This window comes from Paenibacillus sp. Y412MC10, assembly GCF_000024685.1.
Taxonomy (GTDB): Bacteria; Bacillota; Bacilli; order Paenibacillales; family Paenibacillaceae; genus Paenibacillus_AQ; species Paenibacillus_AQ lautus_A.
In genome coordinates, this window is sequence record NC_013406.1 from 3,605,611 (window position 1) to 3,623,144 (window position 17,534).

The 17,534-nt window shown below is 44.7% G+C and carries 10 protein-coding genes and 1 pseudogene; 3 read left to right on the forward strand and 8 right to left on the reverse strand.

Annotated elements, in window-relative coordinates:
• Positions 1-11: 11 nt before the first annotated feature.
• Positions 12-245, forward strand: a pseudogene (locus GYMC10_RS33225) (GlsB/YeaQ/YmgE family stress response membrane protein); the annotation flags it as partial.
• A gap of 595 nt (positions 246-840) precedes the next feature.
• Here the strand turns inward: GYMC10_RS33225 and GYMC10_RS15595 are convergent.
• Positions 841-2,592: a S41 family peptidase gene (locus GYMC10_RS15595; RefSeq protein WP_015735379.1), complete on the reverse strand. Its 1,752-nt coding sequence runs from the start codon at positions 2,590-2,592 to the stop codon at positions 841-843.
• 441 nt (positions 2,593-3,033) lie between these two features.
• A complete protein-coding gene (locus GYMC10_RS15600) occupies positions 3,034-3,570 on the reverse strand; it encodes a dihydrofolate reductase family protein (RefSeq protein ID WP_015735380.1) in 537 nt (178 codons plus the stop codon).
• A gap of 912 nt (positions 3,571-4,482) precedes the next feature.
• Between GYMC10_RS15600 and GYMC10_RS15605 the strand changes: the two genes are divergently transcribed.
• On the forward strand, positions 4,483-5,142 hold the full coding sequence (locus tag GYMC10_RS15605) for a TetR/AcrR family transcriptional regulator (protein WP_015735381.1): 660 nt from the start codon (positions 4,483-4,485) through the stop codon (positions 5,140-5,142).
• 53 nt (positions 5,143-5,195) lie between these two features.
• Positions 5,196-6,332 carry a choline esterase gene (locus tag GYMC10_RS15610; protein WP_015735382.1) on the forward strand — a complete coding sequence of 379 codons (1,137 nt, stop codon included), beginning with the start codon at positions 5,196-5,198 and terminating at the stop codon, positions 6,330-6,332.
• Positions 6,333-6,902: 570 nt separating this feature from the next.
• Here GYMC10_RS15610 and GYMC10_RS31620 read toward each other — a convergent pair.
• The 6 genes from GYMC10_RS31620 to GYMC10_RS15640 all read right to left on the reverse strand — a co-directional run bounded on the left by GYMC10_RS31620 (position 6,903) and on the right by GYMC10_RS15640 (position 17,213).
• Positions 6,903-10,025 (reverse strand): family 43 glycosylhydrolase, encoded by a 3,123-nt coding sequence (locus tag GYMC10_RS31620; protein WP_049788705.1) that lies wholly within the window; start codon positions 10,023-10,025, stop codon positions 6,903-6,905.
• 260 nt (positions 10,026-10,285) lie between these two features.
• Complete coding sequence (locus GYMC10_RS15620) at positions 10,286-11,737, reverse strand: sensor histidine kinase (protein ID WP_235201632.1); 1,452 nt, start codon at positions 11,735-11,737, stop codon at positions 10,286-10,288.
• A gap of 398 nt (positions 11,738-12,135) precedes the next feature.
• Positions 12,136-13,578, reverse strand: a complete 1,443-nt coding sequence (locus GYMC10_RS15625) for a response regulator (protein WP_015735384.1) — start codon at positions 13,576-13,578, stop codon at positions 12,136-12,138.
• A 106-nt stretch (positions 13,579-13,684) separates the two neighbouring features.
• Entirely contained in the window at positions 13,685-15,286 is a 1,602-nt protein-coding gene (locus GYMC10_RS15630; RefSeq protein ID WP_015735385.1) for an extracellular solute-binding protein, read from the reverse strand.
• 86 nt (positions 15,287-15,372) lie between these two features.
• On the reverse strand, positions 15,373-16,269 hold the full coding sequence (locus GYMC10_RS15635; protein ID WP_015735386.1) for a carbohydrate ABC transporter permease: 897 nt from the start codon (positions 16,267-16,269) through the stop codon (positions 15,373-15,375).
• The gene (locus GYMC10_RS15640) at positions 16,263-17,213 is read right to left on the reverse strand and encodes an ABC transporter permease (protein ID WP_015735387.1); all 951 of its coding nucleotides are present in this window, start codon (positions 17,211-17,213) and stop codon (positions 16,263-16,265) included. Before GYMC10_RS15640 ends, GYMC10_RS15635 begins: the two co-directional genes overlap by 7 nt.
• Positions 17,214-17,534: the final 321 nt, after the last annotated feature.

The window sequence follows — 17,534 nt, forward strand, 5'->3', positions numbered from 1 at the left end:
GAGAACAATCCATGGATCTGCTCTGGGTACTCATTGTTGGTGGGCTTATTGGCTGGTTAAGCGGCAACTTGTTTGGGCGGGACGTACCGAGCGGTGTACTTGGGAACATTATTGCGGGTTTTATCGGTTCCTGGTTAGGAACAGAATTGCTGGGACCAAGGGGGCCGACGATTAGCGGATTCCATATTATTCCATCCATTATTGGCTCGATTATTGCCCTGCTCATCTTCTTCGCTCTGGCACGCGGCGGAGCATTTCCGAAGACGTTAACAAAAAAGAGGCGGAAACCGGTATCGTCGTTCATTAGATATTTTTTATATAGATGCTGCCAGGTCATAAGATGAACACTTACGGTCCTTTTTATATTTTTGTACTGATTATGTCTGCGATTTCAGAGCATAGTCGTGACAATAGCGCAGGATGACGACCATACGAAGTTTGTACGACTTATTAATAAAATGATCGCTAAGTCTTGAATTGAAATGCGAAAACTGTCCTACATAATGCTACTTATGAGGTTTTAATCGCTTTTCATTTAGATACTCATCTAATCGGTAATCGGACTTTGTTCTTGTTCCGGTAATCGGTACAAGTTCTTGTCCTCGGCTTGGGTCAAGAACTTGTACCGAGACCTTCAATGGGACTATGTTCTCGTCCCCGACATCTTAGGCTAGTATTTTTCTGTTTTCTCTGGCCCATTATTTTTCTTGTACCGATAAAACAAAAAAGCCGCTAAATTAGCGACTTTCAATGGGTCCATCAAACGGGTTTTAAAAAAAATTCAATTTTTAAATTTATAGTTCTACCGATGAAGTTCTTGTATATGTAGGAGGCAATAGTTTAATAACCATTTTTAATTATTTCAACAGCTTTCTCAACATACTCGTCCCTACCTTCCATAATTCCTTCAATGGTGGGATCAAGACGAATATCAGGCTGCACTCCTATTCTTTGCGTTGGTTTTTTATCTGGATAAAATATTCCGATTCCACTTATGGCAGTTTTTATATTTCCTGGAAGAGTAATTCTAAATAAATTGCCATCCGCTCCAGCAGTTGGCCTCCCAAGAACTATTGAATTTTCTGTTTTTCTGAGTAACATCGTTGTAAACTCACCGTTACTCATAGTATGCTCATTGATTAAAATCACAACTTTCCCTTTATAAACCTCGTCATCTTTCCGTTGAGGCTTCACTGAGGTAAGAGGTTCAAAATAATATTCACCTGGTACTGCACGATTAGGAAGTGACGCTTTAGCAAACTCTTCCTCAGAAGGGATCAGATATTGGGCCAACTTATAGTCAACTGAGCTAGAAGGGTAGTTTCTAAGATCAACAATCAGACCTTTAGTGTCCCACCATTTTTTCATGATGCTATCAATCTCGCCATCTACCAACAGACCGGCATTAATATAGTAGATCTCTCCGTTCTCCATTGCTTGCGATTTCGTATAAACAAAGTAATTCATCTCTTGTAGGCTGCTCGTCGCACTGATATTCATCGTTTTTCCCTGTCGAATTACGGTAACGTCCATATTCTTTTGATGAGTTCGGAATAATGCATTAAAGAAATGAGCTGACGTGTCTTCTCGTGATTGTGAGATGTATTTTCTTCTATCTTCTAATAATTCATCAATACTCTTGTCACCTACTTTTAATACAATGTCTCCGACCTCAAGTCCACATTTGTTATAGACTGTACTTATAACAATCTGATTGTTAATTTCGACAAAGTTTACGGGAAGTCGATACGTTCCAAAATACTCAGTAATGGACTCTCTATTTTTGCCACCCAAATAAACATGAGAATCGTGTATTCTAGTTGTTAGTTCTGCTAAGGTCATGAAATAGGAATCATAATCAGACCCATCTATCATTTTAGGAATAAACTCTAGCAGCACTTGATCCCAATCCTCTTCGATGACATCTTTATAAGGAAAATAGTATTCGATAATATTCCAATAGCGGAATAAACCAAGCAACCTGTAGCCGGTGTCATCAAATTTCATACTAGTATAAGCGTTTTCATTATGCATAATCCCTAAGGGTGATTGATCATTAAAGCTAACGTATGCATTTTTCCGTTCTGAAATGTTAGAATCTAAAATCTTAGATAATTCAAGACTCAGATCTGTTCCAAGATATTCCTCATCCTTGGACCAATCTGTGGTTGGACTGAGTTGTATGGAATCTTCGGAAAACTGGTATTGCTGTTCAAGATCCCCGGGAATGCTCTCATTACCTAGCGTATGAACCCAATCATAGAGAATTGAATTCACATCCGAATTTTCTTCTAAAATAGAAGGCATCACCCGAAATAGCTCATAGTCCCAATTTATATCCCCAGATACAACCTTAGGATGGTAATATTTCACCATTCCCCATACCTTACCGAGCTTAGCAAAATCCTCGATCTTCTGTTCAGAAAGGCTGGAAAATTTCATTCCACTTCCTTGGTCATACTCCTGCTCCTGCTCTTTCACTTGCTCAAACTGATGAGTCTCTTGTGATGCAAAACATCCTGCAGTCATGAGGATAAACAATACACTGATAAATACAAAGAACATCCGGTTTCTTCTTTTTTTTAGTTTCACCGTTTTCCACCTTTCAGCTCAATAATTTATCTTTTTTCTTGTAAATCTTTTAGAATACATTCTCACTCTTCACTCTGTAACCGTTCGTCCCGTCCTTTTTACTTCATATATTACACCAAATAATGGAAAAAGTAAAATTCTTCCTGCTACTACAACAAAAGCAGCTGATCACCTTGATCAGCTGCTTTCTTATTTTGATCGTGCTTTCGTTTCCCGTTAGTTTTAATGGAAAATTCAATTTGCCTTCACTGCTTTGTCTGAGATTCCGTTTTTACGGATAACTTTGCTTCCAACGAAGGTCAATCGTCAATTCCATGAATAACTATGTCATTTCGCATAACTGAACAAATTTTAATGAATAAGAGATCCTCTGACTGCCGCTACAGACGGAGAATCCCTATTAAAGTAAAGTGCCCTTTAGGCCGCTGGGTCAACCGCACACTAAGCTGGAACGTAGGTCAACCTGATCACCTTCTCGCCAATTCGATCGCTTGCCACGAGGCGCAGCGGCGGCCGCGGACCGGCGAAGAACGGCTTGCCGTGACCCAGCACGACTGGATGGAGATAGAGTCGATACTCATCAACGAGTCCGAGCTCTGTTAGACTGTGGGCCAACTCCGGTCCGGCAACTTCAATATCCCCTTCATACTGAGCCTTCAGCCCACGTATGGCCGCTGCGAGGTCGCCCTCGATCAGAGAAGCGTTTGGACCGACGGACTTTAACGTCCTCGACACCACCCACTTCGGTTTGCTTTGCCACGCCGCTGCGTATTCCCGTTCCGGCGCATCCCATTCAAAATGGTCTCCGTCCCAATACCGCATGGTCTCGTACATACGACGCCCGTACAGGATGCCCGCGAGGCCGCGCACGTCGTCGATGAAATGACGGAATAGCACGGGGTCGGGCTGAAATGCCATGTGGTCGTGGTCAACGAATCCGTCCAGAGACTGGTTCAATGCGAAAACAATCTTTGCCATGCGATTGACTCTCCTCCCTGGTTTTCTCGCACATTCATCATCAAGATTGCACGTTTCATATGCAGCCTCCTTTATGTCTACATTTTATCATCCAACAGTATGTCCGGTTTCTCATGGATTGCTAAGTGCACAGTTCTGGCCTGACTGAATACAAATTTAATTTAACGAAGGATGGTAAATTAAACAATTCTGCCCATTAGTTTAATCAAAGGACGTCTACCACCGTCGATGAAATTCTTTCCGGCATGTAACCATGTTCTTGTCATCAGTCGGGAATGTTATCAAGTTCTTGTCATTGTGTATTGACAAGAACTTGATAACATAAATATAAAAAGCCGCATAATTAGCGGCTTCTAATAGATGTTAAAATACGTTTCTCTGTTTGGTTAATATGATGCAGTTGCACGTTGATTGTTTGTTGTTATATCAGGATGAGGTGGAAAACACCCATCAACTACTGCGATAGCAATGTTTTCTCCTGTAAGATGCGATGGGACATCGAGGAAATCTCTTATGGATGGCCATTCCATGTTCTTAGCTCACTTCTAAAAATACAATCGATCAGCACAATTTACTTATTTAATTCCTATCATTTAAAGGCTCTTTGATGTGTGTCCTCGTGTTCTTGTCTTTCGATATATGTCATTCCACATATATCCCCCTCAGATCATCACGATTTTCTCAACCGGCTTCATGAATTGTGGAGGCGTAACACTTTTCATCTTTTTTTTATTACTTTCCTCCAACACATTTTCGCTCCTTTCCCACTCTTCCCTCTGTAACCGTTCGTCCCGTCCTTTTCACTTCATATAAATCTTTTATTATGATATTAATATTTCAACACTGCTTGACATGTGAATGAATTACCGATATAGTGTGAATCAATTCACGACTCACATAAAGGAGTAATCTATGCCAAAAAGTACTTTCTTTCGTTTAGATGAAGCAAGGCGCGCGGAAATATCTAATAGCGCTATGCATCTTTTTGTTGATCATCTTTACGAGGATATAACTATGAAGATGGTTTTGGATCGTTTGTCCATGCACCCCGGAACATTTTATCGGTATTTTGAAGACAAAGATGACCTATATTGTCTCTTAATACGTAATGTGACCCAGAAAAGAGCTGCGTATTTTAATAACAGTAATGAAGATTCCCTCCTCCAGTTTTTCCTTACTGGCTTATTTGGTAGCGTAAATGGCATTGTGACCGAGCCGCTGAACGAGTTGGAAATCAAACTCACTGAAACACTTTTATACATTCCTGAGAACATTTTGCTTAAAATATATCTGAATGTGCTAAAGGGCGAGTCATTCCCCTTAATCAAGGATATTTTACGCCGAATGAGGGTTGATGGATATCTCCGACCTGATATTGACGACGACCTGATTTCTTTTATGTTTGAGTCGATGCAGTTTAATTTAGTCATGTTTTTTAGGGAATTCGATATTAAGGACTCTAAGCTGCAACATAAGATTAGCAAGTATTTTGCTGACTTTATGAGTCATGGGCTGCTTGAAGATCATAAATATGCTGAAATGCTTAACGATCTCAAGAAAGCCAAGGAGTAGAAGTAATATATATTTCACATTCGCCACTTTTATTAATTAAGGGGAACAAGAAAATGAAAACTTATGACGCATTTCCGGAACCAATTGGCAACTATGCTGTCGGTCGAACCCAGATGGATTTTGAGTATACGGCATCAGATCATTCAAAAAGAGAACTGACGGCGTTTGTGTACTATCCGTCCGACAGTAGCGAAGGTAAGACTACATCAACGTACATGTTTCCAGAATTCTACGAAATGCTTGATGAGCAGCCACTTCTCGCTGCGTTGAAGGATGCTTACTCTATAGATATCAAGACCCAGTGTTACGACGATCTTGCTCTCTCCAGGAAGGAAAAGCGCTATCCGGTGTTATTCTATGTTTGCGGCGGGGGCGGTTCTCCAGAATGGGGTACCGTGATCTGTACTGACTTGGCAAGCATGGGATATGTTGTGGTAAGCATCGGGCATCAGAATAGCACGATGTATAAGCGTAAAGATGGGCGCCTGTTTAATGTATCAAAGGATTTTTCGGATGTCATTATGGCGTTTTCTGAAGATCCGGAGATGGTGGCGTTGGCTGGTAAGATGGAGATGCGGCCTGACGATGAAACAGCCATTGAGATGTGCCAAAACGTGCTTACACTGCCGATACTTGCCAAGTTAACAAAGTATAGCGAATTACAGGCAGAAGATGTAAGGTATGTAGCCGATTATCTTTACAAACTGGACTCTGGAGAGCTGAATTCCATCTTTAAGGGCAGATTGTTGCTTGACATCGGCATGGGCATAGTCGGACATTCTTATGGAGGGCCTACTACGGCGATGGTTTGCCGGGACGACGATCGGTTCGCCTGCGGGATTGGCTTGGATAGCGGTGCGTTCGGCCTTCAGGGCAGCGACCTTAAGAAACCCTTCTTGCTACTGTTTTGTGAACCAAACTATAACATGAATGCGATAATTGGCGCTAACAATAGCATGGAAACCTATTATTTCTCTGTTGATCGTGTTGCGCATTTAGATTACTGCGACATCGTGTTTACCAGTGTTAATGAGGAACTCAGAGGCGAACGGGATGCTATGGAGATGCGAAATCTTGTTACAGACTACACGAAGAACTTTTTTGATCATTACATACTGCAGAAGGCTGCAAGTGTGGAAAGTTTGGCATACGATGGCGTGGACTTGATCAAGAAGACCAGCAACAAGTGACATAACCAAGAGGTTGCTGATAGTCGCATGTCAAAGAGCTAGTCGTACAGACACAGAGCCGATAACCCTATTACGCGGTTATCGGCTCTCTCATATTTCAGGGTTTGTTTTCTATTTGAGATGGTAAGCGGTGTTTTCAGCGTTGAAAAAAACACTTGAAGATGTTAGTAATTGGCTGAATTCTAACAGACATTGAGATTACAAACCAAAGCTTCTCCTTTGTATTAAATTTATTTTTGTGTATACATGACAACTAAAACATTTACCTTTCTTCCTGAAGAGGCATGGGACCATCGAATGGGAAGAGCTAACCAAGATAGGATGAATTGAATCGAAGGTTTGAACCATAATAGTGAACTCCACATAAGGACTTGCTTTATGTGTGTCCGTTTCGCGGTATCGAACCCAGTACGTTCCGGTCGGCAGATTGGCAAGTGTATCACCTTCTACATTTAGCCAGGTGCCGCCATGATCTGAAGACCATTCCATGGAATCATTCACCCCGGTGATGCGTCCATCCTTGGCGCCAGCCGCTGTTTCATCGACTTTCCCAAGACCCTCTGGCGCTGCCTATGGTCCTCCTATGACCATAGCTTTGAAATCATCAAAATCGATGGAGGCATTGGCGTATCCGTCGATACCGAACCGTTGTCCGATCAGCTTGTCACCGCCTGTATGGCGGAAATTGTAATCCGTAGCTACCGGAACATCGTCGAGATAGACGGTGTAGGTTTTGTTATCCCAGTTGGCCACCATTTTGATTTTGTACCATGTATTGTAGGACACGTTTTTGACTGCTTTCTTGGATCCGCCGTTCTGTACAATAAACTTACCGGTATCAAAAGCAGTGACCATCGAATAATTGCCGGTACCGCTGTCGTTTCTCATCATGGCGCCATTCGCGTATGGGAAGCTGCTGTTTAATCTGGCGCGGTATTCGATGACGATGCGCTGATCCGCCCCAGCCTTTACCTCGCCTGTATATGGCAGGAATAGGTTTGCCTTGCCCGAGGTAGCGGTCGTGGTCAGTCGAAGAAAGTTATTCCCGTCCTCTTCCTTTACCGTTGCGGTAGCTCCATTGGTCAGATCTTCGGTGGTGATACCGTAAGGGTATTTGCCTACCGTATCGCCGGAGAAATCCCGGTAAGCGTTATAGACAACGCCATCCTGTACGAGGTTAAGTGAAGCTAACAGAGCCTCTTCCGCTTGAGCGAGATTATCCAGCTGCCCGTCAAACTGCTCTTTGCTCAGATCGGGGTTGGAGGCCATCTCCTCCGCTTTATCCACCTCGGCCACAAAAGCGTCATACTTGGATTGGCTATAGTTGCCTAACCCCGTGCCCAACGGATAAGAGAAATTCGCCAGTCTATTGCGGAGCTGGTCCACAATGTCATCAAGGCCCCATCCTGCAACAATTTCTACGGATACAGTGGAAGGAATATCTCGGCCATCCACCTTCAGAATGACTGGCACCTGAACCGTACCAAGAGAGCTGAAGTCCATTCCCTCCGGCTTCCAGCTGACAACTTCCGCCGTCATCGACTCGCTATTGTATACAACATCCACAACGCTGGGCGAATCAGGAGTCACTCCGGAAGGAGTCCTCAATTCGGAAACCACCTGAACCGCGTCAGAAGCCTTGATTACCGTCAAATGGATTGCCGTTTTGCTGCCGTTGTATTCGGCTGTAATAAGAGCTGTACCCGGTTTATCTGCATATACCGAAGGGGTGACCGAGACAGTATCAATCCGGGCCACCCCGGGATCGCTGCTGGTATATTGAGCATCAGCTGTCACATTCTTCATTTCATAATTGTTATAGCGAGCAGTTACCTGTAATGGGAGGCTTCGCTGTCCGCTGGTAAGAACGCTGTCCAATCCGCTCATGTCAAGTGACTGCACCGATCTGGGCTCTGCGACAACGGTTACCGCAGCCGTTGTTGTTTTCCCATTATATGTTGCGGTAATTGTCGTACTGCCCGCCCCGACAGCTTGAATCTGATCCCCTTCATCAATAATGGCTACCTTCGTGTCGGAAGAACTGAAGGTAGCTCCTGTATCGATAGCGGTATAGGTAGCGCCCGTTACCGTATACAGGGGCAAACTGCGGGTTTCGTTCAACCCCAGGGTGAATCCCGGGAATTCAAATAAAATTTCCGATGTATCCAGCTTAAATAGATCCATACTGTCGATTTCGGCCAGATTGCTCCCTTTCGAGAAGCGGATGATGTTGTCGCCTCCCTTAAGGAAGACTTTCGCCGTGCAGGCTCCCCAACGATTCGGACCAGAATAGACGATGTTCAATTTGGCACCGGAACTGCCGTTGACCGACAATATATGGGAGGCATCCGCCGCATTGGGGGAGCCGTTGGCATTGGGGGAGCCGTTGGCATTGCGCACGGACAGGTTATAGAATCCCGCCTCCTGCACATTTACTGTAAACTGGGCATAATCATTAGCGTTCTTAATTCTCGCGACTTTCATCCCGCCTGATGCCGTGCTTTCCCGCCGGACAGCCGGAGAAGTTTCTCCAATCGGATCCTTCACCAGCAACGCATGTTCCGCTTCATAGCGCTTCCGCATCGGCTCGCCGGAAGGTATGGCAATCGGTATGTTCGGATCTACCGGCTCTCCCAGGTTCGGCGTCATGTCGTCTTTCCAAGTGAATTTCTGTGCATAGACTTTGCGGGTCCAGCCTGACCCCGGCCAGCGGGCAGCATGGTAAATAATCCAGTTCTCCGCGCCATCAGGAGATGAGACGATACTATGGTGGCCGGGGCCGTAAACACCATTGGCGCTAGAAAAGATCGGCTTATCCCGCTTTACCCAGGAGCCAGGGTTCATTAAATCGTCGCTAATCTTGGCCGTGATCAACCCGAGGGAGTAACTGTCTGTCCAGCTTCCGTTGGCCGAATAGATCAGATTGATGGTGTCGCCCTTTACAGTGACCTCCGGCCCTTCATTGATCCTCCCCGGGGAAGTTTCCCAGTCATATTCAGGCGTTGAAATCAGAACCCGTTCCGAACTGATGGTCCGTGGATCGCTCAGCTTTGCGATATATAAATTTTGAAAGCTTCCGTCGTTTTCCTCCCAGCCGGACCAAATAAAATAGTGATCCTCATTTACAGTCAGCACTGTGCCGTCAATTGCCCAACGGTCGGTGGAATCGGTAATTTTCCCTTTGAACTCCCAGGTTCCCGTCATTGGATTATCACTGGCGTTCTCCAGCACGTACATGCGATGGTTTGCATTGGTTCCGTTGTCGGCTGCGAAGTAAATATACCATTTGAATTGGCCATCGTTATCTCTGAGATAGTGCATCTCAGGCGCCCAAACATTGGAACTGTACATGGTACCTTTAACCGGTGTCCAGGCTAAGCTTCTCTCGCCCGCATCAATGCCGGTAATCGTCTTCGCTCTGCGGATCATGATACCGCTGGCATTGACAAACACATTGTAGTAGTAGCCGTCCGTATGCTTGTAAACCCAAGGGTCGGCCCCTGTCTGCATGATAACATTGTAGAAATCAGACATATCCTTTCCCTCCTGTCGGGATGCCAAATCCGCCCTATCTGGCGGTACCCCTGCCGCCATAGCCGCTCCGTTCCATTGCGGCAGCATCAGCAGCACTGCGAGACAAAACAGCAAATACCTGAATCTTTTCCTATCCCATAAAACCGCTTTCAACTTCATCCATCCCCCTGTCATTGATTTTTTCAGCCATGTCCTCATTCTACTTTCAGAGAAAATTTAAAAAATGTACTATCTTAAATTGTTTTGGTAACCGTTTTAGAAAAAGTGTCTTGACCTTCGGATTATGCTTAATCCTCTCAACGTCTGATTGTTATCGCCGGGAATCCGAAGAAAAAAAAGGACACAAACCCCAATTAAGGGATGTGTCCTGAAGAAAAACATTACATTGTAGGTAGTGTGTCTGACGTATCGACATAACCTTACTCTTCCGAATGTTTGCGGTTGTTTAACAGCTTTTGAATCCTCACGGTCACGGTCGTCCCATGGCCGATCTGGCTTTCTATGGCGATCCCGTAACCCTCTCCGAACAATAGCCGAAGCCTGTTATGGATATTGGAAAGTCCGATGCTTGTAGCAGGTTGGCCATCTGGTGCAGGTTCCGGGGATGCCATGCCCAACTTAGCCTGAAGGGAAGCCAATTGCTCCGGGTCCATTCCCTTCCCGGTATCCGTGATTTGGAAGCACACGTCCCCATGCGCATCTATGCTCCCGGTAACTTGAAGCCGGCCCCCTTGATCCATCCGCTCAAGCCCATGATAGACCGCGTTCTCCACAATGGGTTGGAGAATCATCTTGGGGGTTTGCATCTCCAGGAGTCCCTCGTCCACATCGATCTCGATGATAAATTTATTTTCATACCGGATGGCGATAATGTTCATATAAGCCTGAATACAGTCCAGCTCTTCCCTTATCCGTACAAGATCATCTTTTCTTATACTGTACCGGAATATTTTGGACATGCAAGATGCAATTTGCGCGATCTCCCTGCTTCCGTATTCCAATCCGATGCTGCTGATGCAATTGAGCGTATTATAGAGAAAATGGGGGTTGATCTGGCTTTGCAGGGCAGCAAACTCCGCCTGTTTCTGACTCAGCTCAGATTCATATAATCTGGCCTGGGTCTTGATCATATCTCTTGCCATCTGTTCCCTTTCATTGATTACCCGGTTAATGTCGCAGGCCAGCATGCCTACTTCATTGGTAGACCGGACTTTAATGCGGAAGTCCATGTCCCGGCTCCCCACTCTCTTCATATCCAGAACAAGTCCCATCACCGGACGCATCAGATTGTTCATAAAGAAACTGCCCATGATAAGCATGCTTAGAATCATCCCAATCCCCACGATAATGCTGACTTTCCGTATAGGGTTCATGTCCGCAGTAAGCTCTTGCACTGGAATCATACTCACAAGCCGCCATCCGTCCGCCTGCTCCAAACCCTTAACCTGGACAAGAATATCTTCCCCATCGATAGTTGTTTTGACCCCTTTAAGCAGGAGGCCCTTATCCATAGACAGAACATCTCTGAATAACGCACCTCGGGCATTGGAATTGGTGGAAGCAATCACCTCATCCCGGCTATTCAGAATGTATAAGGTAGAGTTGGGCGTTAATTCCGTATTTTCTACAAGCCCCTGCATTTTGTCCATATTGACCAAAACGGTACAGTAACCCGTAATTTGGGAGAAATAGATTCCCCCGATGGCCTCCACAATCGGCGCTATATAAAAGAACTGTTCCGTTCCTGTTCTGTCGTCTTTTAGAATCGAAGTGAACATCCCCTTGTCCCGCAGCGAGGGATCTTCCTTATACTTCTGGATAAAGGTATCGTAGCGATTGAGAAAAAAAATATCTCCGCTTGCTGATGCCAAACTGTAAAGCCGTCTTCCCTGTATATCATTAATTACAATTCCGTTCACATACGAATTAAAGGATCTCATATATTCCATGAGATCCAATGCATTTGGACCGCTATTAAACGCCCTTTTGTAATCATCATCCACTACAGAAAATTCCTGAACCCGTCTGCTATTGACCGCAATGCTGGTGCTGACTCTGATATCACTAAATGCAGAATCAATTTTGCGGCGTGTTTGTTCTATCATCTGGTTACTGTAATGGGCGGCTCTCTTCTGAGTCAAATTAGAGAAACTATAATAATAATAAAATTCCATGACAGTAAATATGATGATGGAGAAAAAAAAGATAAGCCATATCTGATGCTTCAATTTCAGTTTACTGATCTTCATGGCCCGCCGCTCCGTTCATATCAACTTTTTCTGAATTTGGTGGGGGTCATCCCGCAATGCTTCTTGAACACTTTATTGAAATAATAATAATCGACATACCCGGCCTTAATGGCCACTTCTTCAATGGACAGATCCGTCCGCTTCAGGAGCTCACGGGCTTTCTTAATTCTCAGCTCCGACACATATTCAGAGAAGGTTTTGCCCAGATTTTTTCTGAATAATTGACAGCAATACACCTGGTTAATGAAGAACTGGGCAGATAGATCCTTCAAATACAATTTCTGCTCAAAATGATGGTTGATATAATTGATCATCCTGTTGAAGCAGGACTGGATGTCCCCTTCCTGCAAAGAGCGGCTGTTTCCTATCCTGATGGAGTCGAGAACCTCATGTAAAAAGCTGCATAGCGACTCAAAGTGTTCAAATCGTTCCTTGATCTCGGAATAATTCAGGAATTCCAGTTCCATATCCTTCAATTCCTCAGAATATGCTTTGATAAGGATCCCGACGGCTTGATTCCACAGGTAGACAACCTCAGACATGCCCAGATGATGATCCCTGAAATATGCCTGCAGCCCTTTAATGTACGCTTCCACATCGTCAAATTGATTTCCCTGAAGGATGTGGTGGATTTCATCGATACATGACTTCACCAGATGAAGCTTCGGCTCGTAGTGAACGACGCCCCCAGCTTCTTCAAGAAAAACCTGGGAAGCGGACAGGTCTGCTTCTTTAATGAGCTTGCTCATATGCTTTAGTTGATTAGAGATGCTGCTGACGCCCATAACATGGATGCCCGTCTTATTCAGAACCCGCTTATCCGAATGTCCTTCCAGACAATCCCTATGCTCCGTCATCAGGACAACTAGCATTTTTCGGGCTCCAGCTTCAACTTCCACAACATGAACAGGCTTTCCCTCCAAAGAAAGCAGGTTCCTAATATTTTTATGTTCTCCCTCGAAATAGATGGTCAACACCTGATAATAGTACACAGCTGCATCATCGGGAAGCGGTAGGAAGCTCTTTATCGCGTCCTCATTCACCGAGGTCAGCGCATCCAGAAGGAGTTGGTTGCGTGCTGTGCTTCTCCTGGAGAAGTGCATGGCCAGTTTCGCGATGAAGGGGTCAGCCTTATCGATATCCAAGGGTTTCAGGAAATAATCCAGTGCGCCATAGCGCAGCGCTTCCTGGGCATATTCAAATTCCGCATATCCGCTTACGATGACAAACTCAATGTCCAGCCCTTCTACTTTGGCTCTCTTCATCAGATCCAGTCCGGATATTTCAGGCATACGGATATCCGTAAATACCAAATCGGGTTCATTCGCTTTTATGGCATCCCATGCAGTGTAAGCGCTTTTAAATTGTCCGATAATTTCAAATCCATATTTATCCCAATCGAAGGCGTTGCGGATTCCTTTAATTGCCCACGGCTCATCATCTACAATCATGACCTTGTACATGGGTATCCTCCTGAACATATGGATTCTCCCGAATAATAGCAAAATTATTCGGGAACAGCAACGAAATAAGGATAAACCACAGACTGGTTTATCCTTATGCCATGGATTACTTGCTCTGTGCTTTGATATCTCTATAATTCTTTATATTCTCATCCTGAACAGCCTGACCGCCGGCATCCATATATTCTTTCACCAGCTTGTCATACAAGGCGTCGAACTCTGCCGGCTTGGCAACGACCAGCCTGTCACTCATCTGCTTGTTCATGTCACCCAACGTTTTGCCGTACTTGATACTAGCTTCGTTCGAGACGCCGTAATAGAAGCCTGTATAACCATCCGTCGTATTGATCTTGTATGAATCTACAGCCAGTTTTTCATAGCTCTGATCTCCGGCTGCTAAGGCTGCTGCGTACGTTCGGACATTCTTTTCGGTATCGCCCAGCTCTGCACCGTTTACAATTAGAGTATAATCCATATTCAGATTGCTCGTTTGCATATTTTCGCCGGTTTGCGCAATCCCTTGCGGGATGCCGTTTACAAGGTTATGGTTGACGCCTTCTTCGCCAAACTGAAGGAAGAACATCACCTCCGGATCAGCCATCCAGTTCAGATACTTTATGGCCAGTTCCGCATTCTTGCTGCTTTTCGGGATGAAGGAGAAAATCCCGTTTTCATTGTACATCTCTTTCAGGTATTTCCCCTCATCGTTTTTGAAGGTATCTACAGCAACATAGTTGGCATCAGGTGCATTTTGCTTCAGTGGTTCACGAATTTTTTGTGAAAGTGGATAATCCCAGTTGGCAGCGTAGAAGCCTACCTTGCCATTGGTCACATCGGCATCCGCTTGTTTGGTTGTTTTATCCAGCGCAAAGTCGGGGCTGATCAGCCTTTCATTGTACAGTTTGTTCAGCCATTTATAAGCATCCTTGGTACCGGGCTTCAGCCAATTGGTGGTGGTAACGAATTCCTCCTCCGACATCGGACCCCAGAACGAAGGAATCAGGTTGCCAAAGGTGTAGTTCATGCCGGATGCCGCAGTTGCCCACGGAATGACACCATCCACATTACCCGGGTTCTTGTCACGGAAAGCAACGAGGGTATTATATAATTCATCCCGATTCGTTGGAACAGGCATTCCCAGCTTATCCAGCCAATCCTTGCGGATAAACATGCCGTTCCAAGCGATCAGAGTCCGCTTGCCTGGGATCGAGATTTGTTTGCCCTCATATTTCCCGTAGGAAAGAACTTGCTCGCCCAGATAAGACTTTAATTGCTGGCCATGCTTCTCCAACAATTCATCCAGTGTATAGAGGCCACCGCTTTTTGCGAAACGGGTTACGGTATTCCCGTCATAAGTGAAGGAAATATCAGGAGCCTCGTTGGCAGCCATCAACACATTCAGCTTGTCGACTTCTTGGGAACGGGGGACAGGAACAAATTTTACAATGGCGTTATTAGGCTTCCCGAATTTTTCATTGACATATTTGGTCCACGTGTTGTTGTTCAAGTCCGGTTGTCCCTGAATACCTCTGTCAAACACTTCCACTGTCAAGGTTACTGGGGAACCGGAGCCCGTTTCCGATGCGTTGGACCCTTTTGATACCGTCTCCCCATTGTTATTGCCTGCGCCACCACAGCCTGCCACTCCTACGGCTAGAAGCACTGTGCTAAATAGAATTGCTGCTTTCTTCTTTATGCCCTTATACACTTTAACCACCCTTTCGTTCTTGTGATTGATTCTCTTAAATCATCCGCGAGGCCGGGATCCCCCCTTCATCATAATCTGTTTCCCCATCAACCCTTGATAGCCCCAGTCATCACACCATCCACGAAATATTTCTGCAGTTTAGGATAGATCAGCAAAATCGGAATCGTTGTAAACATGACACTGGCCGCTTTCAATGACTCAGGGACAATATAGGAGCCGACACTTCCTTCTCCTCCCTGTTGGCTATCCAACTGCTGATTGGCCGAAATGATCTGATATAGCTTCATCTGCATAGGGTACAGCTCTTTTTTCGTAATGTAGAACAGCGCATCCTGGAATCCATTCCATCTGTCCACCGCATAGAAAAGGCTTAACGTGGCGATCGATGGCAACGAAAGGGGGAGCACAATCTTGATGAGAATGCCCAGATCCGAACACCCGTCAATGGCTGCCGATTCCTCCAGGCTCTCCGGAAGATTGCTGAAGAAGGTTTTCAGGATGATCATATTAAACACGCTCATGGCACCCGGCAAAACCAAGCTCCAAATCGAATTCATCATGCCCAGGTTTTTAACCAGAATATAGGAGGGAATTAAGCCGCCGCTGAAATACATGGTGAAGACCAACGCCGTCAAAATAAAGTTTCTTCCCTTCAGCCGCTTCTTCGTTAACGGATACGCTGCACATATGGTCAGGAACATGCATACCAAAGTGTAAAATATCGTAAGCACAATACTATATCCAAGCGTATATAGCATATCCATATCGCTCAATATGGTTTTGTACGTTTCTGCTGTGAAGTCTACTGGCCACAGTCCTACCTTTTGAGAAATAATCGCTTCGTTGGAACTGAAAGAAAGCGCAATCATGTACAGAAACGGTACGATACATGTGAAGGACAATGCCACGATAAATACAATGATGGCAATATCCGCTACAGTCATTTTTTTCTTCTTGCCCCTATTGCTCGCCACCCTCACCATATCCCATCCTCGCCTAATTTTTTCGCAACAAAGTTTGCAGATAACAGCAGGATCAGGCCGACCACGGATTGGAACAATCCTACCGCCGTTGCCTGGGAGAAATCACCCGAACTAATACCAACTCTATACACGAAAGTACTGATAACATCAGAGTAATCGCTAACCAGTGAATTCCCCATCACAAAGGGACGGTCAAATCCGATAGAAACCATTCTGCCTATTTGGAGAATCAACAAAATATTGATGGTTGATTTAATGCCAGGCAGTGTAATATGCCACATTTTGCGAAGCCTGCTGCAGCCATCAATATCGGAGGCCTCATACAACTCCCTATTGATTCCGGTAATGGCCGCCAAATAAATGATGGTGCCCCATCCGATATTTTGCCATACGCCAACGGCAATATAAGTAATCAGCCAAGGTGTTTTCCGCGACAGAAACTCAATCTTCTCCAAACCAAAGCTCGACAGGAAATTGTTGATCATGCCGCCGTTAGAAAACATCAGATAGACCATACCGCCAATAATAACCCAGGACAAAAAGTGGGGCAGATACAACACGGTCTGGGTCATTTTCTTGAATTTTGCTTGTCTTACTTCATTGAGCATAATCGCCAGAAGAATGGGCGCTGGAAAACCCGCGATCAAGTCCAGAACATTCAGGACCAGCGTATTCTTCAATGCACGGTAGAAGCTGTCCTGCTCAAAAATAAACCGGAACACATCCAGTCCTACCCATTCGCTCCCTCTAATTCCTTCAAAAATGTTGTAATCTTGGAATGCCATCACAAGGCCATAGATGGGTGCATACTTGAAAATCAGGATATACGCCATAGGCAGCAGCAAAAGAAAATATAACAGACCGTCTCTTTTGATGTAGTACAGAAAGTTATTTTTCCTTTTTGTTGCGCCGTACTTTCGGGAGCTGTCTAAAACCGCTTTCATTTTTCCCATCCCTCCGACTGTAATAAGGAGCTCTCATGTTTATCATTTTACCTTCAGGATTAAATAAAAAAATGTACTCCCTTAAATCAATTTGGTAATAACTTAAAAAGGTAGTTGTATGTAAACTGTAGAGTGCGGAATTAGTCAGGTAAACAAAATAAAGAACCAGAGACCATTTGGTCCTGATTCATTTAAAAAGGTATCATGCCTCCAAAAATACATAAAATGAATTTTTAATACATGTAACATGGTCGGCTTCCCCTCGCAACAAGAAACCCCATCTTTAACTGTTTTGGAATCCAAAAAACAGTGAAAAGTGGA

What these genes read in the sequence shown, in the direction of transcription:
- GYMC10_RS15600 (WP_015735380.1), bottom strand. Translation starts at nt 3,570, where the DNA reads ATGGCAAAGATTGTTTTCGCATTGAACCAGTCTCTGGACGGATTCGTT.
- GYMC10_RS15605 (WP_015735381.1), top strand. Translation starts at nt 4,483, where the DNA reads ATGCCAAAAAGTACTTTCTTTCGTTTAGATGAAGCAAGGCGCGCGGAA.
- GYMC10_RS15610 (WP_015735382.1), top strand. Translation starts at nt 5,196, where the DNA reads ATGAAAACTTATGACGCATTTCCGGAACCAATTGGCAACTATGCTGTC.
- GYMC10_RS31620 (WP_049788705.1), bottom strand. Translation starts at nt 10,025, where the DNA reads ATGAAGTTGAAAGCGGTTTTATGGGATAGGAAAAGATTCAGGTATTTG.
- GYMC10_RS15625 (WP_015735384.1), bottom strand. Translation starts at nt 13,578, where the DNA reads ATGTACAAGGTCATGATTGTAGATGATGAGCCGTGGGCAATTAAAGGA.
- GYMC10_RS15635 (WP_015735386.1), bottom strand. Translation starts at nt 16,269, where the DNA reads ATGGTGAGGGTGGCGAGCAATAGGGGCAAGAAGAAAAAAATGACTGTA.
- GYMC10_RS15640 (WP_015735387.1), bottom strand. Translation starts at nt 17,213, where the DNA reads ATGAAAGCGGTTTTAGACAGCTCCCGAAAGTACGGCGCAACAAAAAGG.